Source organism: Allobosea psychrotolerans, assembly GCF_002917105.1.
GTDB classification, from domain to species: domain Bacteria; phylum Pseudomonadota; class Alphaproteobacteria; order Rhizobiales; family Beijerinckiaceae; genus Allobosea; species Allobosea psychrotolerans.
In genome coordinates this window covers 436,014-461,886 of sequence record NZ_PQFZ01000002.1, presented here as the reverse complement: position 1 = coordinate 461,886, position 25,873 = coordinate 436,014, and the positions used below count along the sequence as shown (strand labels likewise).

The following is a 25,873-nucleotide window of genomic DNA, read 5'->3' as shown; positions in this document are numbered from 1 at the left end:
GACAGGGATCAGCCATGCGCCTGTTCCCGGGCGGGGGACGGGACGCGCTTCATAGACCAGGCGCTCGCCGGCCATGCGCGTGAACCTAATCGTCCGCGACCGCGCCGGGGCCGACCGGGAATTCGAGCCGCCACGAGCTCTTGCGCTGCGTTCCGAGCTCGCTGCGCCGCAGGAAATCTGCTTAGCTGACCATACCGACCAGCGCGCCGTCGCCGGCGACGACGGGCAAGCCGCTGATCCGATGGGCCAGCATCAGGCGGCTGGCGTCACGCATCGAGGGCGAGGGGGCGATGCTGATCACGGGTGCGGTCATGATGGCTTCGACGAGCATCCCGGCAATCTCCCGCAGGGGTGCGGCACCCGCGCTCGCGCCGCCGGCAGCTTTATCCAGGCGGATTGTCACACAGGTGGTGATTGCAATTTGTTCGGTATCAATTGGACTGACCATTTGCAGCGGGCGGCGGCGGTCGGGCGCGAACCCGATAAGCCGGATTGGGATCAGGCATGGCAGGTCGCGCTCAACGTAAGGGGCTGCCCAAGAGAAGCGCCGGCATCCTGATGCATCGACGTGCGAACGGAGAGCTTCTGGTTCTTCTCGCCCATCCCGGCGGCCCATTCTGGCGCGGGAAGGACGTTGGGGCCTGGTCGATTCCCAAGGGCGGGATCGAGGCGGGCGAGCAGGCCGAGGCGGCGGCTCGCAGGGAATTTGCGGAGGAGACGGGCTTTTCGCCGAGCGGCGTTCTGCATCCGCTCGGCACCATACGCCAGCGCAGCGGAAAGGTCGTCGAGGCCTTCGCCCTGGAAGGCGATTTCGACATCGATCAGTTCCGCAGCGCCGTGGTCGAGATCGAGTGGCCTCCGGGCCGTGGGCGCGTGCAGTCCTTTCCGGAGATCGACCGCCTCGGCTGGTTTGCCTTCCCGATGGCGCGCGAGAAGATTCTGCCTGCGCAACTGCCGCTGCTCGACCGTCTCGAAGTTCTCGCGAGCGCCTGAAGGCTTTCGATGCTGCTGCGCAGAGAGGGATGGAGTTCAGTGCGCCATCAGAAGCGGCAGGTTCGAACTCTGAAGCAGATCATAGGTCGCCCCGCCCAGGATCCATTCGCGCAGCCGCGTATGGCCGTAAGCTCCCGCGACGATCAGGTCGGCCGAAACCCGATGGGCCTCGGCGAGGAGCATGGCAGCTGGCGTATCGTTGTCCGGCAGGAGGCTTATCGTCGTCGCGATGCCATGCCGGTCGAGATGGGTCGCGATGTCAGCCAGTGCCTCGGCGCCGCCGAGCTTGCCCTTGCCGGCCTCCTGGACGCTCGCGAGATGGACCTGCGTCGCCAGTCCGAGCAGGGGCAGGACCTCGGAGACGGCGCGGGCCGCCTCCCGCGTATCGACCCAACCGATCAGCACGGTGCGGATCGCCTGTCGCGGCTTGAAGCCGGGCGGCACGAGATAGAGCCCGTGTCCGCTGTTGAACATGATCGTTTCGATCAAGCTGCCCCAGCGCTCGCAATCGGATGTTCCATGCGGGCAGGAGCCCACGATGAGATCAGCCCAGCGCGCTTCGGTGGCTACGTCCTTCTCCAACAAGCCGGGGAAGCTCTCCAATCGCCGCACCTCGTTTGCGACACCCAGACGGGCGAAACGTTGCGTCAATCGGGTATGGATTGCATCTCCAGCCCTGCGCGCGGCATCGTAGGCGTCGACGATGGCCGAAGTGCCGAATTCCCCGGCATAGAGGGCGGCATCGGGGAGAGCATTTGTATAGAGGCCGGTCAGATGGGCCTCGAACTGGGCGGCGATCGCTTCGGCATGGGCGATGCGAATCTCGTCCTCGACGGTGCCGTCGAGGTGGACCATCACATCCTTGTAGCCGGCCTTCAGAATCGGCTTGGCGATACCGGTGGTCGAAGACTTCATTGCGATCTGGTTCATGGTTTCCTCCATGCGATGATGGTTTGAGAGCCTGGTGGGACGTGCGCACCCGAAGTGGTGCAAGTCGGGTCAGGCGGGTTGCGCGAGAGGCGAGCTGCCTGGTCGCGTGACCGGCGAGGCTCTGGCGAGGCGGACGCGACGCGTATTCCCGAGCAAGCCGGCGCGTGATGTTCGACTGCCGATTGCGGGCGCACGGCGAGACGCGCCGCATTGCTGACGACCTCAATATCTCCGGCCGCATCCAGAATCAGCCAATCGGTCGGCGCCGACTGACGGACAAGCTGATCGATCACCACGGCGGGCGTCGCGTCGGAAGGATCGTTCTTGCGAGTTGCGACGCGACGCATCAGCATGTCCGCGGGGGCGTCGAGCCACAGTCCGCGAAACGGCACATTGCAGCGTGCGGCAACCGCCGCCAGCCGATCGCGCCGGGAGGGGCGATCGAACACGGCGTCGGCCACCACGCCGTGGCCTGCCGCCACGAGCGCGCCCGCCCGGTCGGCGATGGTCGCGTAGACCTGTTCCGAGATCTCGTCAGCATAGGCCTCCGGGCCGAGCCGAGCTTGCGGCGCGACGCCGAACAGCTTCTTCCTGATGCGGTCGCTGGAGAGTATGCGCGCGCCCGGCACAGGTCCGATCTCTGGCGCGATCCGGGTCGCAACGGTCGATTTGCCCGAGCCGGAATAACCTCCCACTGCCACCAGAAGGGCTGGATTCTCGGCAAGGAAATCCCGGGCCAGATCGAGATAGGATCTCGCCTCGGCCTCCTTCCAGGCGCAGGCCAGATCGGTCTCCGCCACTTCCATGGCCGTGACATGCGCGCGAATGACGGCGCGCACGGCCATGAACAGCGGCAGCAGGACCACGCCACCCTCGTCGCCTGTCAGATCGAGGTATCGATTGAACAGGATGTTGGCGTGAAGGGGCAGCTTGCGATGCCAGAGATCCATCAGCACGAAGGCGAGATCGTAGAGGACATCCGTCGTGGCAAGCTCTTCGTTGAACTCAAGGCAATCGAACAGGGTTGGTTGTCCGTCGATCATGCAAATGTTGCGCAGGTGCAGGTCGCCATGGCAGTGCCTCACACGACCGGAGCGAGCCCGATGGTCGAGGAGTGCTGCCTTCCCTTGAAAATGGCGCTGGCAGGCGCCGGTCACATCGGCGACCTCTGAAGGCAGGAAGATCGGACAACCCGCCAGGGCGCGCTCGTTGCCACGGATGATGCGCTCGAACCGCTCTGCGCCTTCGCCCGATACGACCTCGGCGGTTTCGTGCAGCCGGGCGATCTGGGCCGCCAACTGGTCCATCTGATCGACCGTCAGGCGGTCAGCGCGCGCCAACCTGTCGAAGAGCTGGTCGTCATCGAAGCGCGCCATTTCGATCGCGGCGTCGACCAGCTTGCCAGGCCCGTTCAGTGCGAGCCGGCCATTGCCTTCGCGGGTGATACGATGCACGGCGCGGTAGATGGCCGGCGCGGTGCGCCGGTTCAGTCGCAATTCGTCATAGCATGCGGCCAGGCGCCGTTCGGGCGTCGAAAAGTCGAGATAGGGAAACTGCACGGCCTTCTTGAGCTTGACGGCCTTGTCGCCGAGCAGGAGCACGGTCGAGATATGGGTCGCGACGGTTTGGCGATCTTGGCTCTTGCCTGCCAACCCAGCCGCGGAGGACAGGAACGAGATCGTCTCCGTCTGATTGTCCATGAACCCAGCCTCGGTCTCATTTCTGATGTGAGGTTAAGGACACCAGGATCGCGGGCATTGATCGACATCAAAGGATCCAGAAGCGAGTTGCTCTTCATTGCCGTGTCAGAGGCCTCAAGGAGCGCGCAATGTCCTATGCCAGCATTTTGGTCGATGTTCCCGACGACCGGCCCGGAGCTGGACGCGTCGACCACGCCATCTGGCTAGCCCGGCATTTGGATGCCCGGCTCGTGGGTTTGGTGGCGCAGGCACCAGCCACGCCCGAGGTTTCGCCGGATGACACGATTGGAATGGTCCGCGATCTGATACGGGAACAGAGGATCGCGACACAGCATCAACTCGACGAGGCCGGGCGGCGGTTTATCGCCCTGGCTGGACGGCAACAGTGTCGAGGCCAGTGGATCGCAGAGTGTGAGCCGCGCGTGCCCGCGTTGATCCGGCACGGCCGCGCTTCGGATATTCTGGTCATCGGAAGGGACACGGTCTTTGACGACGAGGGCGGAGGCTCCGATCTCGACAAATTGCTGCTGAACAGCGGGCGGCCGCTCTTGTTCATACCTCATTCTGCGGGGCAACCGTTCTTGCGTCGGAATGCCATTGTGCTCTGGCATGATGACCGTGCCGGCAGGCGCGTGGTCCGTGACGCTTTGCCTGTGCTGCGGTTGATGAAGCAGGTGGTCGTGGTTCAGCTGTTGGACCAGGAGAATGACGCTTTGCATTCTGTGTCGGGGACCTCGGACGTCGCCGCGTTTCTGCAATGTCACGGCATTGCTGCGCGAGCGGTCGCCTTGAAGCAGATGGGAATGCCGACGATGGAGCGGCTTCGCATCTTCGCTTCAGATGAGGGGACGGACTTGATCGTCGGCGGTGGCTATACGCATCATCAGCTGCTGCATTCTGGCCTGGCCGCCGAAGTCGACGCTATGATCGAGCTGTCGATCCCGTGTCTTATCAGCCAGTGACGGGGAGATTGGCGGGAACTGGCCTGAGCCGCTGCGTAGGGCGCTCGCCGCTGAGGTCACTGCCCCCCAGTGAGCCCCCTGGCGGCTGTCCTGGTGGTTCAGGGGCTCATGCGAAACTGGCAAGAGCCAGCGCAGACGGTGGGCTGGAGCCTTTTCGAGCGAAGTGGACACCGGTTCGCGTGGAGACAATGGGCTAGCCCACGGCGTCGGTTTGAGGGCGAAGCCGGCGGCCGAGGCCATGCTGGTCGCCGAGCGCGCGTAGCGCATTGAGAATGACTGCGACATCAATGGCCTCTTGCAGCAGGGCGCCCTCGACCGGAGACAGCCCTCCGAAGGCCGCGGCGATCATGCCGAGCGTTGACAGGCCGATGCCGACCACAACGCTCTGTATCGCGATGGCGCGTGACCGCTTGGCGATTTGCAGAGCGGTAACAAGCCGATCAAGCCGATCGATGAGCAGAACCACATCCGCAGTCTCGATCGAGGCCGCCGAGCCGCTCAAGCCCATGGCGACGCCGACATCAGCCGCCGCGAGCGCGGGCGCGTCGTTGATCCCGTCACCGACCATCATGACCGGACCATGACGCTGCGCTGCGCTGACGGTAGCGATCTTCTGCGCCGGCGTGAGATCGGCTTCAATGGCATCGAGGTCGAGGTCTGCGGCGAGTGCTTCCGCGACGTCGCGGCGGTCCCCCGTTGCGAGCACGATGCGGGCGATGCCGCTGTTGCGCAGCGCCCGCAGCAGATCGGGCGTGCCCTGGCGAAGCCCATCGGACATGATGATATGGCCAGCGTAGCGTTGCTCGATTGCGATTGCGATCTGGAGCGCTCCCGATGGCGCCCCGCTGTCCGGCTGTCCCAGCTTGAGTTGATTCCGCACGAAGCTGGGCTTGCCGATGATCGTCCGCTTGCCGGCGACGAAGCCCGTCACGCCTTCGCCGGCCGCTTCGGAAACGCCTGTCGGGATAACCAGCTCGATCCCGCGCCGCCGGGCTTCCGAGACGAGTTGATGTGAAACGACGTGGTTTGATATCTGGCCGAGCGATGCGGCAGCGCGAAGGAGTTCATCTACCGAATGGCCGGTCGTGGGCATGATTTCGACGACCTGTGCTGATCCCGATGTCAGTGTGCCGGTTTTGTCGAAGACGATCGCACGCAGGAGCGCCAGTTTCTCCAGCGCAGCGCCGCTCTTGATCAGGATTCCGGCCTTCGCGGCCCGCGACATGCCGGCGACGAGGGCGATCGGAACAGCCAATAGCAGGGGGCAGGGCGTTGCGACGACGAGCACGGCGACTGCGCGGCTGGCGTCGCCGGACAACCACCAGGCGCCGCCGGCCATGACAAGCGTGAGGACCAGGAAGCCGAGGGCGTATCGGTCGGCCAGACGCGCCATCGGCGCCTTGCTCTTCTGGGCAGCGTCGACGAGGCGTACAATGCCGGCGTAGACGCTGTCGCGAGCGAGCCTGAGCGCAGTCAGATCGAAGGCGTCGCCGCGATTGAGCGCGCCGCTGGCGATCATGGCCCCTTCTTCCATGCGTTGGGGAAGTGCTTCTCCGGTCAGTGCGGACATATCCAGGACCGCTGCGCCGCGCGCGATGCGGCCGTCCACGGGAATGATATCGCCGCTGCGGATCAGCAGGGCGTCACCGGGAAGGACGAGTTCGGTCGCGACCTTGCGCAGATGGCCGTTCTCGTACCGCATCACCGAGCGTGGCGCGCGACCGAGCAGGGCGGTCATGTCCCTGCGGGCGCGACGCTCGGCGAAGTCCTCGAGATGCTGGCCCCCGGCATACATCAAAGCGACGACAACGGCGGCGAGAGGCTCGCCGAAGACGAGCGCTGCCGACATCGACAAGGCCGCGACAATGTCCAGGCCGAACTCGCCACGGCGAAGCGCCGTGGCAATCTCGATGCAGAGCACGGCCAGCACGGGCAAGGTGGCCCATGCCCAGACCGACCGGGCGACTTCATCGCCACCGAACTGATGCAGCCCGAAGCCGATCAGCAGGCCGGCCAACGGGCAGGCGACGATGCCTCGCTTGACCACTTGTGCGAAAGCCATAGTGCCGCCCGTTTCACGTTCGGAATCCTGAACTCAGGCTGCGAGCTTGGCCGCCTTGCTGGCCTCGGTGACAGCCTCGCTCGCCGCGTCCGCGACACTTGTGAGCTCGTTACGCAGCATCGTCGCGATCTGGCCGAACTCCTCGGAATAGTCGCTGGTGACGCGTTCGCTGAATTTGCGCTGCGCCTGGACAGCGTCCGCGAGTTCGCGACATTGGCTGAGTTCGTGACAGAGTTCGGCCTGGGCCTTCATCCGCCGCCCCATGAAGCCGAAAAGTTCCGACCCCATCGTCAGCTGGGCTTCGAGCATGGCGTGCGGGATAGCAGAAATCGCCGCGAACTGCCCCTGCATCGACTTGGACAGGCTCTCAAAGGATCCAAATGGCTGCATGCCGCTCCTGCTCGCTCCGTTGGGGCTCTGAGGGGTGCGTGGGTTCGTCATGGCTTGCCTCCTGCCTGGCCGCGCATCCTGCGCGGCCTCCAAAGAAGTCAGCATCGGCGATCCTGCGGATGCCGCCTTGATCCGCATCAAAGGCGGTATCGGTCGATGTCGGTAAAGCTGCTTCGATCGAGAACGGGCTGCGGGAGTGTTCACATGACGGTCCAAGCGAAGGTCACCGCGCCGCATGCCCCACTGCAAGCTACGATCAACCGCTCGGATCCCGTCGCGCCGGCGAAGCCCGACGCTGCTGACGATTTTAACGCGGAGGAGCCGATTGACCGTCTGCTGCACGCTGCGATCGGCACGATGTCGGCAGGTTTTTCGCCAATGGGGTTGGCCGAGGCGTGGTTCGACTGGGCCGCGCATCTGGCCGTCTCGCCTGCGCGTTTTGCCGAAATCGCGATGTCTTGCGCGACGGAGGCGAGCCGTTTGGCCGAACTCAATCTGAGCATGCTGGTCCATGGCGGTGAATGCATCCCGTGCGAGCGCGCATTGCCTCAGGACAAGCGCTTTCGCCATCCGAGCTGGCGGCAATGGCCCTTCGCTCTCTATGCGGAGACGCTGCTTGCGATGGAGCGGACGCTCGACGCGGCTACATGCAAGATCCATGGTGCGACCCCGCACCATCTCGCCATGCTGCGTTTCGTCGGCCGCCAGGCGCTCGACTGCGTGGCGCCGTCGAACAGTCCGCTGACCAACCCCGAGGTTCTGGATGCGACCTTGAAGAGTGGCGGGCAAAACCTCCTGACCGGCGCGGCCTTTGCGCTCGACGACTGGCAGCGGATTCTGGAGAAGAAGCGGCCTGCCGGCGCCGATGCCTTCACGCCGGGTGAGACGGTTGCAACGACGAAGGGGCGGGTCATCCATCGCAACCGGCTCGCCGAAGTGATCCAATACGAGCCGACCACCGCGGTCGTCCACCCGGAGCCGGTGCTCATCGTGCCCGCCTGGATCATGAAATATTATATTCTCGACCTGCGGCCGGACAACTCGTTGGTGCGACATCTCGTCGACCAGGGTTTCACGGTGTTCATGATCTCATGGAAGAACCCGGACGAGAGCGATCGCGATCTCGGCATGGATGACTATCGCACGCTGGGAGTCTTGCCAGCGCTTGCGGCCGCACTCGAGGCGTCGGGCGCGCGGAAGGCCCATGCAGTAGGCTACTGCATCGGCGGAACGTTGCTGGCGCTGACGGCGGCCGCCATGGCGCGCGATCTCGACGAGCGGATTCAGACCCTGACCTTCCTGGCGGCGCAGACGGATTTCCGTGAAGCGGGTGAGCTCGGTCTGTTCGTCGACGAGAGCGAACTCGCGATCCTCGACGACATGATGGCCGAGCGGGGCGTGCTGGAGGCCTCCCGCATGGCGGGGACGTTTCATCTCCTGCGGTCGAACGACCTCATCTGGTCGCGTATGATCCGCAATTACCTGCTCGGCCAACGGGAACCGCTCGGCGATATCGCGGCATGGTCAACCGATGCGACCCGCATGCCCGCCGCAATGCACAGCGAGTATCTCCGCAAGCTCTACCTGAATAACGACCTCGCCGAGGGGCGTTTCGTGATCGACGGACAGCGGGTGTCGCTGCACGATATCCGCCGCCCGATCTTCGCAGTCGGCACGGAATGGGATCACGTCGCGCCCTGGCGCTCCGTCTTCAAGCTCCACAACCTGACGGAATCCGAGGTGACCTTCGCCCTCACCAATGGCGGCCACAACCAGGGCATCGTCTCGCCGCCCGGCCGGGCCGACCGTCACGTCCGCATCGCTACCGCAAAGCCACGTGAACGCCATCTCGACCCCGATCTCTGGCTGCAGAGCGCAGCCTATCATGAGGGCTCCTGGTGGCCTCACTGGTTCGATTGGCTGGAGCGGCATTCGGGCGCCCCGACGATGCCACCGGCACGCGACGGTCGATCCGGGTGGCATACGCTCGGCGCGGCTCCAGGGCCGTTCGTGTTTGGCTGAGTGGCGTCGGTCGCTATAGCAGAAAGAAGCCTGTTGTCGCGGCGGCCATCACCGCGGTCGCGAGCCACCCCACAGCCGCCAGTGGCCTTGGCAGGGTCAACTGCCCCATCACGCGCCGGTTCGTGGCGACCAGCATGATCACCACCATGAGCGGGGCTGCGAGGACGCCGTTGAGCACGGCGCTCCAATACAGCGCCTTGATCTCGTCGATGCCGACGAAGTTGAGCGCCAGCCCCGCGAGGGTGGCCATCGCGATTGCCGCATAGAAAGCCTTGGCCTCATGGGGGCGGTGATCAAGCCCCTCAGGCCATCCGAAGGTCTCGCTCACCGCATAGGCGACGGAGCCCGCCAGGACAGGGATGGCGAGCATGCCCGTGGCGACAATGCCGATCGTGAAGAGCGCGAAGGTGTAGGGGCCGGCAATGGGGCGCAGCGCTTCAGCCGCCTGGCTCGACGTCTGGATGTCGGTGACGCCATGGGCGTTGAGCGTCGCGGCTGTCGCCAGGATGATGAAGAGAGCGATCAGGTTGGAGAAGCCCATGCCGACGATCGTGTCGATGCGGATGCGTGCGAGTTCGCCGTTCGCCGCCTTTGGCGCCACAAACAGCGGCTTGAGATGACGCCGGTGCAGCTCCTCGACCTCCTGACCCGCCTGCCAGAAGAAAAGATAGGGGCTGATCGTGGTTCCCAGGACCGCGACCAGCGCCATCGCATGCGCGCTGTCCAAGGTCAGTTGTGGAACCAAAGCGCCGTGAAGCGCCGCTCCCAGGGGCACCTGAGCGGCGAACACGACCGCGACATAGGAGAACAATGACAGGGTCGCCCATTTCAGCGTGGCGGCATAGCGCTCATAGCTCATATAGGTCTGGATCAGCACGGAGATGATACCGAGGGCTACGGTGTACAGACGCTGCGATCCGCCGAGCAAGAGTTCAAGCGCGGCGCCCATCGCACCCAGATCCGCGCCGAGGTTGAAGACATTGGCGACGATGAGAAGCAGCAGGACCGCGCGCAGGAGCCAGGGGGAGTAGTGCCGCCGCAGATTGCTGGCGATGCCGCGCCCCGTGACGGAGCCGATCCGTGCGCTGATCGCCTGGATCGCGGCCATCAGCGGAAAGCTGAACAGCATCGTCCAGGCCAGTCCATAGCCGAATTGCGCACCGACCTGGCTGTAAGTCGCGATCCCGCTGGGATCGTCATCGGCTGCGCCCGTCACGAGCCCAGGGCCAAGGGTTTGGAAGAAGCTCGGTGGCGGCGGTGCCGATAGCGCGTCGCTTGAGGCGCCCGTCGTCAATGCCGCTGCGCGCTTGTCCATGGTCAAGAAATTCCCGGATAGTTCAGAGCGCACCGAGCGCTGTGATGTGTTCTTGGGTTCGGGGGTGCTCCGTTCTATCCGCTTGCCTGGCTTAGTGGGATATCAGGCAGCACAGCGGTGTCGTGTCCAGCAGCTCCCTGGTCATTCCGCCGAACAGCCATTCGCGCATGCGGCTGTGCCCATAGGCGCCAGCGACGATCAGGTCGGCACCTTGCTCCTGTGCGATATCGATGATTTCGCGTGCATCGGACTCGCTACTGTCGCTGCGCACCAGACTGCGTGCCGCAATACGGTGCTCTGCCAAGTAGGTGCAGACATCCGCGAGGCCTTGCTCGTTCGCCCCCGGTCCAACCGAGGCAACCCAGACCAACTCTGCTCTCATCAGGAAGGGCAGTGCGTCCCATACGGCGCGCCGCGCTTCGCGGGTGTCCTTCCAGGCGATCACGATGCGCTTGGCGGCGAGGTGCTCGAGCTGTGGCGGGACCAACAAGATCGGTCGCCCGAGATCCATGACAAGGTCATTCGCCGAGACTGCCATATGGCCCTGGTCGGCGTCATCGGCCCCTTGCCGGCCGATTACCAGCAAATCTGCTGCGCGCGACTGGGACAGAATGAAGTCCCGCGGCTCGGAGAGGCTGGAGCGCCATTCGGTGGCGGAGCTGTTGCCTGCCGTGCGCCGGAACACGGTCTCGGCCCTGGCGATCTCCTCGCCGGCAGTCTGCTCGGCGTTTCGACGCAGCAGGGTGTCAGCGGAGGATATGCTGTCGCCGTAGTAGGGCACCGCAATTTTCGCGGCTGCCACTCCGATCAGCCGGCTCGTGAAACGCTCGGCGAGTGAGGCAGCGAGCCTGATCGGTCCCTCGGCATTGCCACCGAGATGCACCGGCACCATCAGACTCGCAAAGGTGGAAAGGCCGGCCGTCCGGTTCAGCGCTGCCATCATATCTCTCCTGTCAGGGGCTGTGTTTGCGCAGCGCGCGCGAACAATACGGTTTCCGGGGATCTGCCGTCAGGATTAGGGTTGGCCCGACAGCGCCAGCGAGACGGAGCCGATCTTGCGGATCGACACCACCCTGAAGGGGACGAAGTCGCCGTCATCGCCACGTACCGAGATGTATTCGCCGACGGCGATGCGATGCCGGTCGAGCTTGAAGGTGCCTTCGTCGTCGTCGCGCCTACGATCGTCGTAGTCGATCAGCCAGGTCGCGCCGCCGTCGCCGCCGGCGCGGTGGAGCAGCCAGCCATGGCGATCGGGTTCGCCGGGCCTGAAGCGCCGGACGCGGCAGCGCTCACGCTCGAGGTGCCATTGCTCGGCGTCGAGCCGACCGTCCTCGGTCAGCGGAGCGGCAATCTCGTAGCCGTCCCGGCTGTCGCCCTCCGGATGAGAAGGGGTCCGCGCCAGATGGAGTGTAATTCGTTGAAGCATGGCCATAGTCCCGGTGAAGCGTTTACTTGATTGATCATTCCACCGAATGGCGGCCGATGATTTGATCCAGAGCAAGGTTGCTGGAGCAGAGATCGGCAATCTCGCTGCGGGCATGGGGCCCGGAGGGGCATCACCACCATGAGCATCCGCAATTTCGATGCGCTTTTCAGTCCACGGTCGATCGCGCTGATCGGGGCCAGCAATACCCCAAGCTCCGTCGGCCAGGTCATCGCCGCCAATCTGCTTGGCGCCGGCTTCGAGGGGCCGATCCTGTGCGTCAATCCCCATGCGCGCGCGATCGCCTCGACCCATGCCTATCATTCCATTGCGGAGCTTCCCGTCGTGCCCGATCTGGCGGTGATCGCCACACCGGCGGCGAGCGTTCCCGGCATCGTCGCGGAGCTCGGCCAGCGCGGTTGCCGGGCGGCCGTGGTCGTCAGCGCCGGCTTTGAAAGCAAGGGTGCCGAGGGCGATCTGCGCCAGCGGCTGCTAGACGCGGCGCGCCCGCACCTGATGCGCATCGTCGGTCCCAATTGCCTCGGCCTGATCTCGACCCCGCGGGCGATCAATGCAAGCTTCGCCCAGGTCACGCCGCGGCCGGGCGGCATTGCCCTCGTCAGCCAGTCCGGTGCCATCATCACCGCGATGCTGGGCTGGGCGCAGCAGCGGCAGATCGGATTCTCCCATGTCATGTCGCTCGGCGACATGAGCGACGTCGATTTTGGCGATGCACTCGACTATCTCGGCTCGGACGCCACGACGCGAGCGATCCTGCTCTACGTCGAAAACATCACCCATGCGCGCAAGTTCATGTCGGCGGCGCGTGCCGCGGCGCGGATTAAGCCGGTCCTTGTCGTCAAAGCGGGGCGCAGCAGCGCCGGAGCAAAAGCCGCCCTGTCGCATACCGGTGCACTGGCGGGCTCGGACGCGGTCTATGACGCAGCCTTTCGTCGGGCTGGTCTCCTGCGGGTCCACGAGCTCGACGAGCTGTTCGCTGCCGTGGCTATCCTGGCGAGCGGCATCCGGGTCTCCGGCGATCGCCTGACGATCTTGACCAATGGCGGCGGTGCCGGCGTGCTGGCGGTTGATGCGCTGGCGGAGCGTGGCTTGCAGGTCGCGGAACTCAGCGCCGAGAGCCGCTCGGCTCTCGATCTGGTGCTGCCGCACAGCTGGTCGCACGGCAATCCGGTCGACATCCTTGGCGATGCGACAGCCGAGCGATACGGCGCGGCCTTGGCGATCTTGATGCGGGAGCCGGCGAGCGACGCCATTCTCGCGATCAACTGCCCGACCGCTCTGGCCGATGGCGCGCAAGCGGCGCGTGCTGTTGCGACTGCCGCGGCGGCCGGGCGCAACGTCCCGCTTCTGGCCAACTGGCTTGGCAGCGAGGCCTCCGCGGAGCCGCGCCAAGCCCTGCGCGAGGGGCGGGTGCCGAGCTTCGAAAGTCCCGAACAGGCCGTACGCGCCTTCGGCCATCTCGTCGAATTCCGGCGCAACCAGGCCCTGCTCCTGGAGACGCCTTCGGCCGGAGTCATGCTGGTGCCGGCGGCCGTCGCCGCCGCTGGCGAACTGATTGCAGCGGCTCGGCGAGACGGCAGGCATCTGCTCAACGAGCAGGAAGCGAAACGTCTGCTGGCTCTGCTGGGCATTCCGACGGTCGCGACCCATATCGCGGGGACGCCGGCTGAGGCCGGGCGCATTGCGCAGGAGATCGGCGGTCCCGTGGCTCTGAAGATCCTGTCTCCAGACATCACTCATAAATCCGATGTCGGGGGCGTTGCGCTCGGACTGACGTCCGGCGCGGAGGTGCAGCGGGAGGCTGAGGCGATGCTCGGGCGCGTACGCGAGGCCCGCCCCGAGGCACGGGCGTTACGCTTCACCGTACAGGCCATGATCTCGCGTCCGCATGCGCAGGAACTGATCGTCGGCATCGCGCGCGACGCCACCTTCGGCCCGGTCATCCTGTTCGGGCAGGGCGGCACGGCGGCGGAGGTCATGTCCGACCGCAGCATCGGACTGCCGCCGCTGAATTCCGTGCTCGCCGGTGACATGGTTGCGCATACACGCGTTGCCCGGTTGCTCTGCGGTTTCCGGAACGTGCCGCCGGTCCGCCCGGGCGCGGTCGAGGACGTGCTGTTGCGCCTCTCGGAAATCACGGTGCATCTGCCCGATGTACTGGAGCTCGACATCAATCCCCTGCTGGCGGATGCGAGCGGGGTGATTGCCCTGGATGCGCGGATCGTGATCGCTGCAGAGCCGGTATCGGCCGGCGGCTATGCGATCACACCTTATCCGCGGGTGCTGGAGAGAACGATCGCCCTTACCGACGGCACGCCGCTCGAGCTGCGCCCGATCCGGCCGGAAGACGAGGTCGCAATCACGGCAATGGTCGAACAGTGCACGGCCCTGGATCTGCGCATGCGCTTCCTCGGTTCCGTGAAGCGTTTCGAGCACGACCTGGCCGCTCGTCTCTCGCAGATCGACTACGATCGGGAGATGGCCTTCGTCGCCATCGAGCCGGGTTCGGGTTTCGGGAAGGGGCCGATCTATGGCGTCGTGCGCATCGCAGGCGACCCGGAACGTCGCTCCGCCGAGTTTGCAATCCTTGTTCGCTCGGACATGAAGGGCAGGGGGCTGGGATTCCGCCTCCTGTCCGAGATCGTCGGCTATGCCCGCCAGGCGGGGTACAAGACCGTCTATGGCGATGTCTTGAGCGAAAATACCGCGATGCTGCGCATGGCAGGAGATCTGGGTTTCGCGGTGGAGCCCGGTGGACCCGATTCCGACACCAAGCGAGTGACGCTTTCTATCGATGCCGGAACGCCTTCGACGGCTGTTTCCACTCATTGCCTGGCCGAGACAGGGATTTCGCAGGCGACGGTACCCCTCCCCGTGGCAAGCGAAAGCTGAGGTGACGGGCCGTTTCGAGAGCAATTTCCGATCCGGTCGGATCGTTCAATTGCTCTCGATCATTGTTTTGACGCGTTTTCCTCACGCCAACAGGTATCGACTTCGCTCGAAAACGCTCCAGCCCGAGGATCAGGTCGCGCCGGGCGTGCGGGGCAGGGAGCCGATCAAGGGCTGCCGGTCGTGACGATGCCAGGCTGGCGGCTCGCGCTTTCTCAGCGCGCTCGCTCTGGCTCTCGCATCGCATTTGTGCGCGGCGACGGATCATCGATCAGATCGTCATCCTGCAAGACGCGCCAGCCCGATCCCTCCAGGTCGTTGTACTGACCCGTGCGCATGCACCAGAAAAAGCCTGCCAGGCCTGCCAGGCCGAGACCCAGCGCGAGCGGAAAGAGGATGACGAGGATGTTCATGAGATCGTCCTCTCCGCTGCCGTGGACACGGCCCCGCGGCCGGCACGCAGGGCGTTAAACGTGACGATCAGCGAGGAGCCTGACATCGCCGCAGCCGCGACCAGCGGCGTCGCGAGGCCTGCGATCGCGATTGGAACCGCTACTGCATTATACAGCACGGCGAACCAGAGGTTTTGTATCATCAGCCGGCGCGCTTTGCGGGCGATGAGGATGCTGGCGGCGACGGGAGCCAGGCTGTCGCCAAGGAACACGATGTCGGCGGCGGCCTGCGCCAGATGCGCCGCGCTGACAGGCGAGATCGAGACATGCGCCTTGGCCAGCGCGGGGGCGTCGTTGAGCCCATCCCCGACCATCAAGATCTTGCAGCCGCCGGCCGCGAGATCGGCGAGCGCAAGGAGCTTCTCGTCCGGGCGCATGGCGGCGCGGTATGTCGCGATGCCAAGCTCCTGCGCGACGGACGCGACGGCAGCCTCCCGGTCGCCCGACAGGATCATCACGCCAAGCCCGAGCTGGCGCAGCGCTGCAATGCAGGCGTGAGCGTCCGGACGCAGGCGCTGACCGATCGCGAAGACAGCGCAGGCATCGCCATGGCGCCATGCGATCAGCGAGGTGGTGGGGAAGGCCGCGGCGACAAGCTCCGCTTCCGCCTGCGCCTCGCAGAAGGAGACGCTGCCAAGGCGCATCTCGCTGCCATCGACCAGGGCGACAAGACCAAGGCCCTGATGTTCATGGGCAGCGTGAACGGGCGCGGGATCGCCTGCGGCGCGGCTGATCGCTTGCGCCAACGGGTGGCGGCTCGCCGCCGCCAGCGCCGCCGCCTGCCGCACGATGTCCACATCGAGGCTGTCTGCGTTGAGCAGTTCGGGTTCGGGCAAAGTCAGCGTGCCGGTCTTGTCGAAAACGACCATGTCGGCTTCGGCCAGCCTCTCCAGCGCGTCGCCCTCCTTCAGCATGATCTTGCGGCGGAACAGCGCGGAGGCGGCGACGACCTGGACAGCGGGAATCGCCAGCCCGAGCGCGCAGGGGCAGGTGATGATCAGGACGGTGATGGCGATGATCAACGCCTGCTGCCAGGGCAGGCCGAAGGCGATCCAGCCGAGGAGCGTGGCGAGAGCGGTGGCATGCACCAGCGGCGCATAGAGCCGGGCCGCGCGGTCGGATAGATGAACATAGCGCGAGCGGCTCTCGACGGCCTGAGCCATCAGCCGGTCGATCTCGTCGAGCAGCGTACCGCTGCCCGCTGCCTCGACGCGCACGGTCAAGGCGCCGGAGAGGTTCGTCGTGCCGGCATGGACGCGTCCACCCGGCGCAACCAGCATCGGCATCGTCTCGCCAGTGACCAGGCTCTGGTCGATCTCGGACCGGCCGGTCTCGACGAGACCATCGATGGCGACGCGTTCTCCTGGCTGGACCAGGACGAGATCGCCGGGCGAGACCGCTGCGATCGGAACCACGATCGTCGTACCGTCGCGCTCGAAGCGGGTTGCCGTCTCGGCCTTGAGGGCAGCGAGATTGCCGGCGAGGTCGCGAGTGCGGCGGCGCATCAGCTGGTCTAGATAGCGCCCGATCAGCAGGAAGAAGAGTAGCATCACCGCGCCGTCGAAATAAGCGTGCTCGGCGTGATTCCAGGTCTCGACCACCGACATGCCGAGCGCGAGCACGACGCCGAGCGTGATCGGCACGTCCATGTTGACCGCGCCCGCCTTCAGCGCCCGCAACGCACTTTCGAAGAAGGGGCGGCCGGCATAGGCCGCGGTCGGCAGGGCGATCAGGGCGGAGAGCCAGTGGAAGAGATCGCGCGTCACCGGATTGATGTCGCTGGCATTGCCGGACCAGACCGAGACCGAGAGCAGCATGATGTTCATGGCGGCGAAGCCGGCGACGCCGAGATAGCGCAGCAGCCGTGCTTCCTCGCGCGTCACGCTGTCCTGCTGCTCGGAGGGCAGGAAGGGATAGGCCTTGAAGCCGAGGCGCGCGAGCCGCTCGATCACCGCTTCGGGCCGCAGGACCCCTTCACGCCATTCCACCGTGACGCGCTTCAGAGCGAGATTGACGCGTGCACTGAGGATGCTTGAGTCCCGCTTCAGGCCCTTCTCGATGGCGTGCATGCAGCCGGCGCAGCGAATGCCGTCGACAGCCAGCTCCATGCCGTCGATGCCGTCGTGATGATGGACGAAGACAGAGAGATCCTGTTGCACGGCCATGGTCTCACTCCACCAGCTGGATGCGGCTGCGCGAGATGAAGAGCGTCTCGGTGTCACGCTTGGCTTCGACGGCGAGCGTCCAGGCACCGCGGTGCAAGGTAGGGATCTGCGCGGTGTAGAGGCCTGGCGCGATCTCGACGAGATTTGCCTCGCGGTCCTCCTGGCGGGATGCCGGATGCTGCAGCTTCGCCTCGACGCCGAGGCCGACGACGGCGACGCCAGAATGGTCGCGCAGATTCAGGGTCACGGTTGCGCCGTCGCCTTTGCGCTCGACCCGTGCCTGCGCCTGCCAGCCCCGTTCGGCCTGGGCGTGCATGCGGGCGATCTCGCCATTGAAGCGCTGGCTGGTCTCGTAGGCGCTCTTGACGTCCACGCCAGGCATGGTCCGGATCGCTGCTGTCATCATGATCGCGTTGACGCCTGCTACGACGGCGAAGAAGGCGACCATCGCGAACAGAACCATGCGGCCGCTGAGCTCGAAGGGGGGGCGTTGTCGCGCCGGTTGGGCTGGAAGGTCGATCGGCATGGCGAAAGCTCCGCAACAGGACATGGCGTCCCCTAAGGTGCGATGAAGTGATCCTGAGCGCGCACGATCTCGCCGGCGAACAGGTCCGAGGCTGTGAAGGTGATGCTTTGCGACGCGTCGAGATGAGTATCGGGCGGTACCGTGACGAGCACGCGGACCTCGCGCGACGTGTCGGCCTCGACCGTCACGATGGGACGCAGATCCGCCGTCGCCGGCGCACCGACGGCCTCGATTCGGATGCCGGGAATACCGGCGACCGTCAGGGCGAAGGGCCGCGCTTCCGGACGCTTGTTGAGCAGGCGCAGGGCGTAGGCGTTGCGGATCGCGCCATCGCTGAGCTTGACGAAGAGGGGAGCCCGGTCGTGCAGTACGGAAATCTCGGCCGTGCGCCGGGTCGCAAGCTGATAGAGCATCGCGCCGCCGACCAGCATGATCAGCGCGGCATAGATCAGCGTCCGCGCTCGTATCGGGCGATAGACGGTCTTCTCGCCGGCCAATCTGCGCTGGACGTTGTCCTCGGTGTCATAGCCAATGAGGCGATCAGGCCGGCCGATCTTCGCCATCACATTGTCGCAGGCATCGATGCACAGGCCGCACTGGATGCAGTCGAGCTGGGCACCGTCGCGGATGTCGATTCCGGTGGGGCAGACGGCGACGCATTGGTGGCAGTCGATGCAGTCGCCAGCCGGCGCGCCCTGATCGCGCAGCCGCTGTGCCTGTTTCACCGAGACGCGTGGTTCGCCGCGGTCGTATCGATAGGTGACGTTGAGCGCGTCATCGTCGGTCAGGGCCGCCTGGATGCGCGGCCAGGGACACATGAACTTGCAGACCTGCTCGCGCATGACGCCGGCGAGCGCATAGGTCGTGAAGGTCAGGATCGCAATCCAGACATAGGCCGAGAGCGGGGCTGTAAAAGTCGCGAGCTGGTGTACGAGCGTCGGTGCGTCGGCGAAATAGAGCACCCAGGCACCGCCGGTCCACCAGGCGATTATGAGCCAGACGGTATGCTTGCCCGTCTTGCGCAGCAGCGTCCCGGTGGTCCAGGGCGCTTCGTCGCGCTTCATGCGCTCGCGCCGGTCCCCCTCGAAGGCGCGTTCGACGGCGAGGAAGAGATCGGTCCAGACCGTCTGCGGGCAGAGATAGCCGCACCATAGCCGGCCCGCGATGGCATTCATCAGGAACAGGACGAAGGCTGCCAGGATCAGCAGGCCGGTAAAGTAGTACACCTCCTGCGGCCAGATTTCGATGAAGAAGAAATAGAAGCGGTTGTTGGCGATGTCGGCCAGTACTGCCTGGTTCGGCAGGTTCGGCCCGCGATCCCAGCGCAGGAAGGGCAGCAGATAGTAGATGCCCAGGCAGAGGATCAAGATCGCCCATTTGGCGCGTCGGAACGGGCCCGACACGCTTTGCGGATAGACCTTCTTCGAGGCTGCGAAGAGCGGCAGCCCGTCGGCCTCGGCGGCGTCCATCTCACTGGCCTCCGCCAAGCGAGTGGACATAGACCGTCAGCGCCTTGATCGTCGTGGCGTCGAGGCGGGCACCCCAGGCCGGCATCACGCCGCCGCGGCTGTTGGTGATGGTCTCGGTCAGCGACGCCAAGTCCATGCCATAGAGCGTGATCGCATCGGTCAGGTTCGGCGCTCCGAGTTCCTGATTGCCCTTGCCGGCGGGGCCATGACAGGCGGCACAGTTCTGCTCGAAGATCGCCCGGCCCTTGGCGAGGTCGGCCTTCGCTTCCGTCGGCAGGCCCGCCAGTACGCGGACATGGTTGGCGACCGCGTTGATCTCGTCGCGCTTGAGGATGCCGTCGCGGCCGAAGGCAGGCATCGGGCTGACGCGCGTCTCGTTATCGGTCGCGACGCGGACGCCGTGCTGCAGCGTCGTCTGGATCGCGGCGAGCGAGCCGCCCCAGAGCCAGTCATCGTCGTTCAGGTTGGGGTAGCCCTTCGAACCGGCTCCGCCGACGCCGTGGCAGGCCGCGCAATTGTCACCGAAGGCCGCCTTGCCCTGGGCCATGGCGATGCGAAACAGCGACGGATCGGCCTTGATCTGCTCCAGGGACGCGTCGGCGAGTCCTTGCGTCTGGGTGGCGCGAAACACCCGCAGCGCGGACAGGTCGGTCTCGACATCCAGGCGTGTCGCATAGCCGATGACGCCCTTGGTCGTCGTGCTGATCAGCGGCCAGGCCGGATAGACGACCCAGTAACCGAAGGACCAGATGATGGTGGCGTAGAAGATGTTGAGCCACCACCGCGGCAACGGCGTGTTGAGCTCGCGGATGCCATCCCATTCATGCCCGGTCGTAGCTGTGCCGGTGACGTGATCGACCTCGTGGTCGTCCTTGTGAGCCTGATCCATCGCTCAGTCCTCTTGCAGCGGAGTGTGTGCCGCCTGTTCGAAGCGGGCCCGGTTCTTCGGCCAGAAGGCGTAAGCGCAGACGCTGACGAAGATGCCGACGAAATAGAGCAGCCCGGCCGACTGGGCGAAGCTCGCGAGCCATTGATAGGTCGTGTCCATGATGACCTCGCTCAGCGGATGTTGGCTTTGTCGTCGTAAAGCTTGAAATCGACGAGCGTGCCGAGCACCTGGAGATAGGCGATCAAGGCATCGGCCTCGCTGATGCGGGCCGGATTGCCGTCGAAGTCCCGAGCCTGGACCTTGGGATAGCGGGCCTCGAGCGCGCTTTGCCCGGGATGGTCGGGTGTCGCCTGCGCCTTCAGGTCCGTCATCGCCTGGGCGATCATCTCGTCGGTATAGGGCACGCCGCCGCCGCGATTGGCGCGCAGTTCGGCAGCGATGTCGGCAAAGGCCAGTTCGGTCCGGGCCAGGAACGGATAGCCCGGCATGATCGATTGCGGCACCAGCGAACGGGGATCGGCAAGATGGCCGGCATGCCATTCGTCGGAATATTTGCCGCCGACGCGGGCGAGGTCCGGCCCGGTGCGCTTGGAGCCCCATTGGAAGGGCTTGTCATACATGCTCTCGGCGGCGAGCGAGTAGTGCCCGTAGCGCTCGATCTCGTCGCGCAGCGGCCGGATCATCTGGCTGTGGCAGAGATAGCAGCCCTCGCGCACATAGATCGCGCGGCCGGCGATTTCGAGCGGCGTGTAGGGCCGCATGCCCTCGACCTTCTCGATGGTGTTCTTCAGGTAGAAGAGCGGTGCGATCTCGACGAGACCGCCGATCGAGATCACCAGCAGCACGCCGATGATCAGGATGATCGAGTTCGTCTCGAAGATCTTGTGCTTCAACCAACGGGACTGGCGCGACCGGGGGGCGCTGGCGTCAATGCTCGACATGGCTGATTTCCTCACTGGGCGGGGGCGAGTTGGGGGGCGAGGCCGTGGTCGTAATCGGCCTGCGGCACGTCAACCGTCCCGCTCCTCACCGTCATCCAGAGGTTGAAGACCATGATCAGCGCCCCGATCAGGAAGAGTGCGCCGCCGAGTGCCCGGATCACGTAGAAGGGGTGCATCGCCTCGACCGTCTCGATGAAGGAGTATTCGAGGAAGCCGAGCGAGGTGTAGGCGCGCCACATCAGACCCTGGAGGATGCCCGAGACCCACATCGCCGAAATGTAGAAGACGATGCCGAGCGTCGAGATCCAGAAGTGCCAGTTGACCAGCCTGAGCGAGTAGAGTTCGCGCCGGTTCCACAACCAGGGAACGAGGCAGTAGATTGCGCCGAAGGAGATATAGGCGACCCAGCCGAGCGCACCGGAATGGACGTGGCCGATTGTCCAGTCAGTATAGTGCGAAAGTGAGTTCACCGCCTTGATCGACATCAGCGGCCCCTCGAAGGTCGACATGCCGTAGAAGGCGAGCGAGACCACCATCATCCGCAGCACGGGGTCGGTGCGCAGCTTGTCCCAGGCGCCGGACAGCGTCATCAGCCCGTTGATCATGCCGCCCCAGGAGGGCATCCAGAGCATGATCGAGAAGGTCATGCCGAGCGTCTGGGCCCAGTCGGGCAGGGCGGTGTAGTGCAGATGGTGGGGGCCGGCCCAGATATAGAGGAAGATCAGCGCCCAGAAATGGATGATCGAGAGCCGATAGCTGTAGACCGGCCGGTTCGCGCGCTTGGGCACGAAGTAATACATGATTGCGAGGAAGCCGGCGGTGAGGAAGAAACCGACCGCGTTGTGGCCGTACCACCACTGGAACATCGCATCCTGCACGCCCGACCAGACGATGTAGGACTTCGGCGAGAGCACCGAGACCGGCAAGGCGAGATTGTTGCCGAGATGCAGGACGGCGATCGTCAGGATGAAGGCGAGATAGAACCAGTTGGCGACATAGATGTGCGGCTCCTTGCGCTTGGCGAGCGTCATCAGGAAGACCAGCAGATAGGTAACCCAGACGATGGTCAGCCAGAGATCGGCATACCATTCCGGCTCGGCGTATTCCTTGCCCTGGGTGATGCCGAGCAGGTAGCCGGTGCCGGCGATGACGATGAAGAAGTTGTAGCCGAGCACCACGAACCAGGGCGCAAGGTCGCCGGCGAGCCGAGCGCGCGACGTGCGCTGCACGACGTAGAACGAGGTTGCGATCAGGACATTGCCGCCGAAGGCGAAGATCACGGCCGAGGTGTGCAGCGGGCGCAGGCGGCCGAAGCTTGTCCAAGGCAAGTCGAAGTTCAGCGCCGGAAAGGCGAGTTGCAGCGCGATGATCAGGCCAACCGTAAAGCCGGCGATGCCCCAGAACATCGAGGCCACGGTAGCGAACTTCACCGGACCCATATTGTAGTTCGGCTTGCCGTTGATCTCCTGTGGCGCCGGCACCTGGCCGGGCCGGAAGCAGCGATTGCCGATCAGGAAGATGGAAGCGAACGATGCCAGCATCGCCAGCGTGGCGTGAAAGGCATAACCGCTATGGTCGGTCAGCGCCGCAACCATCAGGAAGGGCATGACCGCTGCTGCAGAAATCAGCATGCCGGCGAACTCGCCGGTCGTCGCACGCCTGATCGGATACCCTGTCGCTGACATACGCTGCCCCCATGCCATGGTCAGCGCCGCTCTCTGCGCTGTTCGGTGGGAGGTTTAGCCGGGTTGCCGCGAGTAAACGTTGATCCACGTCAAGCGCTGAGGGAGGAGAGCGGAGCGGCGCCGGTGCGAATCAGGCGGAGACGCGCACCATGTGATCGAGGTTCATCAGCCTTACGCCATCGGGCACGATCAGGATCGTCTTGTCCTTAGTGAGCTTGGTGAAGGTTCGGCTGACGGTTTCGATCGTCAGACCCAGGAAATCGGCGATGTCCTGGCGGCTCATCGGCAGAGGCACGGTCACGGAGGATTTTCTGAGCTTGGCCCAGCGCTCCTGCATGGCGAGCAGGAAGCAGATAAGCTTCTCCTCGGCGGTTCGGCGTCCAAGCAGCATCATCTGCTCTTGCGCAAGGGTGAGTTCATGCGTTGCGAACTGGTGCAGGCGCCGCAACAGATGGGGCTTCTCCTCGACCAGCGCCGAATAGGCCGAACGCGAGAAAGCGCAGGCGGTGACGGTGTCGATCGCGTCGGCGGAAAAACCAAAGGAATCCCGCATGGCAAGCCCGAGGAAATCGCCGGGCAAAGCGAAGCCGACGATCTGACGACGCCCATCCGGCAGCAGCTTGTAGAGCCGCACCACGCCGGCCGTGATGTTGTAGACGGAATGTGCCGGCTGCCCTTGCGTAAATAGCGTTTCCTTGGCGGGAAAGACGGTCTCGTGAGCCAGGGATTCGAGCATCTGCAGTTCATCGACCGATAGTGATGCGCACACGCTGACAAGGCGAACCTTGCACACCAGGCAGCCGTTCTCGACAGGAGTGACCGCACCGCAGGCAGATGGCTGACAATCCACGATGGCGTACCTCCGAGAACACGCGCGAGTATTACTACGGTTCAACTATCGGCAGAAGCGTACGCGGTCCGCGGGCGCGCGGTTTTGATCCAGATCAATGCAGGGCGCGACGCCTGGCAGCCAGTCTGCGGATGATTATCCGGGAGCAGCACGGTGGTTGACCAGGACATCTTCGAGGCGGTCCGGGTCACGCCGGCCCAGGCGCGTAGCGCCTATAGCCTCGTTGCGATGTCGCATCCCCAGGTCGGTTTCGATGACTGGAAGCGGTTCCTGCGCGAGGCGATACGGGCCGGGCGCAGGGGGGACGGCATTGTCGGCTTGCGTGACCGCAGGGGCTGCATTCATGCCCTCTTTGCTTTTCGCGTCGTCCAGGCTCTGGGGCGGGACGCCACATTGCAGGTGACGGAGCTCGCTTTGCTGCGGCTGCCCGGCACCGTTTTGGTCAAATCTCTCGTCAGCTTCGCCCGTGATCTGGCCACGGAGCTGGGGCTGCCGTCGATCTCGATCGACATGCAGCCCTCCGATATCTGGAGTCAGGACCAGCATGCCCTGGAGCAGCGCGGCTTTGCCTTAGACCGCGTCCAGATGCGCGGCCCGGTACGGGCTTCCAAGGTGATGCGGGGCAAGCCCTGAGATTTGCGGCACATCAAGGCGCCCCTCCGGCTGGCATGCGCAGAGTGCCGCGATGACCAGCCAAGCCTCTTCCTATGCCGCGCGCCAGGTGCCGCGCTACACCAGCTATCCAACCGCGCCGTATTTCACCGGTGAGGTCGATGCCGCGCTGTACCGGAGCTGGCTCTCCGAACTCCACGGCGACGAGCCGGTCTCCGTCTATGTCCATGTGCCGTTCTGCGCCGAGCTCTGCCTCTATTGCGGCTGCCAGACCACGGTGACGCGCAGCCCGGCGTCGGTCCAAGCCTATCTCGCCTTGCTGTTGCGCGAGCTGGAACTGGTCGGCAAAGCCTTGCCTGGGCGAAAACGGCTCAGCCACCTCCATTTCGGTGGCGGCACGCCGACCATCCTGGCTCCATCCGACTTCCGGCGGCTGATGGCGGCGATCCGCGAGAGCTTCGACATCGAGGCCGATGCCGAACTCGCAATCGAGGTCGATCCACGAACGATATCTCCGGCGCTTGCGACCACGCTGGCGGAGACAGGGATCAACCGCGTCAGCCTCGGCGTGCAGAGTTTCGATCCGCTTGTCCAGACGACGATCCGGCGACTGCAATCCTTCGAGCTGACGTCGCGCGTCGCGGAGTGGTTCCGCTTCGCCGGTGTCGAGGGGCTCAATCTCGACCTGATGTATGGTCTTCCCCACCAAAACGTTGCGAATGTGCTGAGCACGGTGCATCAGGCCCTGTCGCTTGATCCCGACCGGATTGCGCTGTTCGGCTACGCTCATGTGCCGTGGCTGAAGCGGCATCAGGCTCTGCTGCCGGAAGCTGCATTGCCCGGTAGCGAGGACCGCTCGGCTCAGTTCGAGGCAGCCACGGCTCGCATCCTCGCTGCGGGCTATGTCCGGCTTGGGCTTGACCACTTCGCCAAGCCGGACGATGCCCTCTGCCGGAGCGCGAGGGCAGGCGAGCTCAGGCGCAATTTCCAGGGCTACACGACAGATGACGCAAAGGTTCTCATCGGTCTCGGTAGCTCTGCGATTTCTCGATTGCCTCAAGGCTATGCGCAGAATGCCGCGACCGTTGCGCCTTACCGTTCGGCCCTGTCGAGCGACCGTCTTGCAACAGCGCGCGGTGTCCCGCTTACGCCCCAGGACAATTTGCGCGCTAGCATCATCGAGCGGCTGACATGTGACTTCAGCGTCGATCTTGCAGCGCTTTGCCACCAGCATGGCTTCGAGATCGGAGAGCTGGATGACGATCTGGGGCGACTGCAGCCGATGATCCGGGATGGCCTTGCGGTTCGCGACGGCGCCAGGATTCATGTCGCGCCCGCATCCCGAAATCTCGTCAGGGTGATCAGTACGGCGTTCGATCAGCGCTTCGTCTCTCAGATGTCCCGGCACTCGCCAGCAGTTTAGCTGTGCTGTGGGGGCAAGCCTGGGTCACGGCGGATTCGCCGATGGAAGTCGCTATTTCGGTGATGGTGAAGCCGTCTGGCAGCAGTGCGGTGTCGTCATCGGCATCGACGGGCTCAAAGCCGTGCCGGGAATCGGAATGCACTTCGTCAGCGTG

23 protein-coding genes are annotated in these 25,873 nt (G+C 64.9%); 6 read left to right on the top strand and 17 right to left on the bottom strand.

Annotated elements, in window-relative coordinates:
- Positions 1-181 precede the first annotated feature (181 nt).
- On the bottom strand, positions 182-331 hold the full coding sequence (locus tag CYD53_RS30645) for a CBS domain-containing protein (RefSeq protein ID WP_245928088.1): 150 nt from the start codon (positions 329-331) through the stop codon (positions 182-184).
- A gap of 200 nt (positions 332-531) precedes the next feature.
- On the opposite strand from CYD53_RS30645, the gene CYD53_RS05220 reads away from it, so the two are divergent.
- The gene (locus CYD53_RS05220; RefSeq protein WP_103717133.1) at positions 532-993 is read left to right on the top strand and encodes an NUDIX hydrolase; all 462 of its coding nucleotides are present in this window, start codon (positions 532-534) and stop codon (positions 991-993) included.
- Between the two features lie 36 nt (positions 994-1,029).
- On the opposite strand, the gene CYD53_RS05215 is transcribed toward CYD53_RS05220, so the two are convergent.
- Together CYD53_RS05215 and CYD53_RS05210 are read right to left on the bottom strand one after the other, a co-directional pair.
- Positions 1,030-1,923: a universal stress protein gene (locus CYD53_RS05215; protein WP_181011719.1), complete on the bottom strand. Its 894-nt coding sequence runs from the start codon at positions 1,921-1,923 to the stop codon at positions 1,030-1,032.
- Positions 1,920-3,623: a bifunctional aminoglycoside phosphotransferase/ATP-binding protein gene (locus CYD53_RS05210; protein ID WP_103717025.1), complete on the bottom strand. Its 1,704-nt coding sequence runs from the start codon at positions 3,621-3,623 to the stop codon at positions 1,920-1,922. Before CYD53_RS05210 ends, CYD53_RS05215 begins: the two co-directional genes overlap by 4 nt.
- Before the next feature lie 128 nt (positions 3,624-3,751).
- On the opposite strand from CYD53_RS05210, the gene CYD53_RS05205 reads away from it, so the two are divergent.
- Positions 3,752-4,585: a hypothetical protein gene (locus tag CYD53_RS05205; protein ID WP_103717024.1), complete on the top strand. Its 834-nt coding sequence runs from the start codon at positions 3,752-3,754 to the stop codon at positions 4,583-4,585.
- 193 nt (positions 4,586-4,778) lie between these two features.
- Here the strand turns inward: CYD53_RS05205 and CYD53_RS05200 are convergent, their stop codons facing one another.
- A complete protein-coding gene (locus tag CYD53_RS05200) occupies positions 4,779-6,647 on the bottom strand; it encodes a heavy metal translocating P-type ATPase (protein ID WP_103717023.1) in 1,869 nt (622 codons plus the stop codon).
- Between the two features lie 33 nt (positions 6,648-6,680).
- Positions 6,681-6,899, bottom strand: a complete 219-nt coding sequence (locus CYD53_RS30135) for a hypothetical protein (RefSeq protein ID WP_181011718.1) — start codon at positions 6,897-6,899, stop codon at positions 6,681-6,683.
- Here CYD53_RS30135 and CYD53_RS29835 point away from each other — a divergent pair.
- Complete coding sequence (locus tag CYD53_RS29835) at positions 6,873-9,059, top strand: PHA/PHB synthase family protein (RefSeq protein ID WP_181011717.1); 2,187 nt, start codon at positions 6,873-6,875, stop codon at positions 9,057-9,059. The two genes, CYD53_RS30135 and CYD53_RS29835, sit on opposite strands and share 27 nt — an antisense overlap.
- A 13-nt stretch (positions 9,060-9,072) precedes the next feature.
- On the opposite strand, the gene CYD53_RS05175 is transcribed toward CYD53_RS29835, so the two are convergent.
- From CYD53_RS05175 to CYD53_RS05165, 3 genes are all read right to left on the bottom strand, one after another.
- On the bottom strand, positions 9,073-10,374 hold the full coding sequence (locus tag CYD53_RS05175) for an NRAMP family divalent metal transporter (protein ID WP_103717019.1): 1,302 nt from the start codon (positions 10,372-10,374) through the stop codon (positions 9,073-9,075).
- 91 nt (positions 10,375-10,465) lie between these two features.
- Positions 10,466-11,314 carry a universal stress protein gene (locus CYD53_RS05170; protein WP_103717132.1) on the bottom strand — a complete coding sequence of 283 codons (849 nt, stop codon included), beginning with the start codon at positions 11,312-11,314 and terminating at the stop codon, positions 10,466-10,468.
- Positions 11,315-11,389: 75 nt separating this feature from the next.
- Positions 11,390-11,800 carry a hypothetical protein gene (locus tag CYD53_RS05165; protein ID WP_103717131.1) on the bottom strand — a complete coding sequence of 137 codons (411 nt, stop codon included), beginning with the start codon at positions 11,798-11,800 and terminating at the stop codon, positions 11,390-11,392.
- Between the two features lie 138 nt (positions 11,801-11,938).
- Here CYD53_RS05165 and CYD53_RS05160 point away from each other — a divergent pair, with 138 nt between their 5' ends.
- Entirely contained in the window at positions 11,939-14,710 is a 2,772-nt protein-coding gene (locus CYD53_RS05160; protein WP_103717018.1) for a bifunctional acetate--CoA ligase family protein/GNAT family N-acetyltransferase, read from the top strand.
- Between the two features lie 212 nt (positions 14,711-14,922).
- Here CYD53_RS05160 and ccoS read toward each other — a convergent pair whose 3' ends face one another.
- The 9 genes from ccoS to CYD53_RS05115 all read right to left on the bottom strand — a co-directional run bounded on the left by ccoS (position 14,923) and on the right by CYD53_RS05115 (position 23,570).
- Positions 14,923-15,120 carry a cbb3-type cytochrome oxidase assembly protein CcoS gene (gene ccoS / locus CYD53_RS05155; RefSeq protein ID WP_103717017.1) on the bottom strand — a complete coding sequence of 66 codons (198 nt, stop codon included), beginning with the start codon at positions 15,118-15,120 and terminating at the stop codon, positions 14,923-14,925.
- A complete protein-coding gene (locus tag CYD53_RS05150) occupies positions 15,117-17,324 on the bottom strand; it encodes a heavy metal translocating P-type ATPase (RefSeq protein ID WP_103717016.1) in 2,208 nt (735 codons plus the stop codon). Before CYD53_RS05150 ends, ccoS begins: the two co-directional genes overlap by 4 nt.
- Before the next feature lie 4 nt (positions 17,325-17,328).
- Positions 17,329-17,850 (bottom strand): FixH family protein, encoded by a 522-nt coding sequence (locus tag CYD53_RS05145; protein WP_181011716.1) that lies wholly within the window; start codon positions 17,848-17,850, stop codon positions 17,329-17,331.
- A gap of 32 nt (positions 17,851-17,882) precedes the next feature.
- Positions 17,883-19,319, bottom strand: a complete 1,437-nt coding sequence (ccoG, locus tag CYD53_RS05140; RefSeq protein ID WP_103717014.1) for a cytochrome c oxidase accessory protein CcoG — start codon at positions 19,317-19,319, stop codon at positions 17,883-17,885.
- A gap of 1 nt (position 19,320) precedes the next feature.
- A complete protein-coding gene (gene ccoP, locus CYD53_RS05135) occupies positions 19,321-20,208 on the bottom strand; it encodes a cytochrome-c oxidase, cbb3-type subunit III (RefSeq protein ID WP_103717013.1) in 888 nt (295 codons plus the stop codon).
- Between the two features lie 3 nt (positions 20,209-20,211).
- The gene (locus CYD53_RS05130) at positions 20,212-20,367 is read right to left on the bottom strand and encodes a cbb3-type cytochrome c oxidase subunit 3 (RefSeq protein WP_103717012.1); all 156 of its coding nucleotides are present in this window, start codon (positions 20,365-20,367) and stop codon (positions 20,212-20,214) included.
- Between the two features lie 11 nt (positions 20,368-20,378).
- Positions 20,379-21,149 (bottom strand): cytochrome-c oxidase, cbb3-type subunit II, encoded by a 771-nt coding sequence (gene ccoO / locus CYD53_RS05125; protein ID WP_103717011.1) that lies wholly within the window; start codon positions 21,147-21,149, stop codon positions 20,379-20,381.
- A gap of 11 nt (positions 21,150-21,160) precedes the next feature.
- Positions 21,161-22,756, bottom strand: a complete 1,596-nt coding sequence (gene ccoN, locus CYD53_RS05120; protein ID WP_245928103.1) for a cytochrome-c oxidase, cbb3-type subunit I — start codon at positions 22,754-22,756, stop codon at positions 21,161-21,163.
- A 208-nt stretch (positions 22,757-22,964) separates the two neighbouring features.
- Positions 22,965-23,570 carry a cyclic nucleotide-binding domain-containing protein gene (locus CYD53_RS05115; RefSeq protein WP_103717010.1) on the bottom strand — a complete coding sequence of 202 codons (606 nt, stop codon included), beginning with the start codon at positions 23,568-23,570 and terminating at the stop codon, positions 22,965-22,967.
- A gap of 267 nt (positions 23,571-23,837) precedes the next feature.
- On the opposite strand from CYD53_RS05115, the gene CYD53_RS05110 reads away from it, so the two are divergent.
- Entirely contained in the window at positions 23,838-24,317 is a 480-nt protein-coding gene (locus tag CYD53_RS05110; RefSeq protein ID WP_103717009.1) for a hypothetical protein, read from the top strand.
- Positions 24,318-24,369: 52 nt separating this feature from the next.
- Positions 24,370-25,719, top strand: a complete 1,350-nt coding sequence (gene hemN / locus CYD53_RS05105; protein ID WP_103717008.1) for an oxygen-independent coproporphyrinogen III oxidase — start codon at positions 24,370-24,372, stop codon at positions 25,717-25,719.
- The last annotated feature ends 154 nt before the right edge of the window (positions 25,720-25,873 follow it).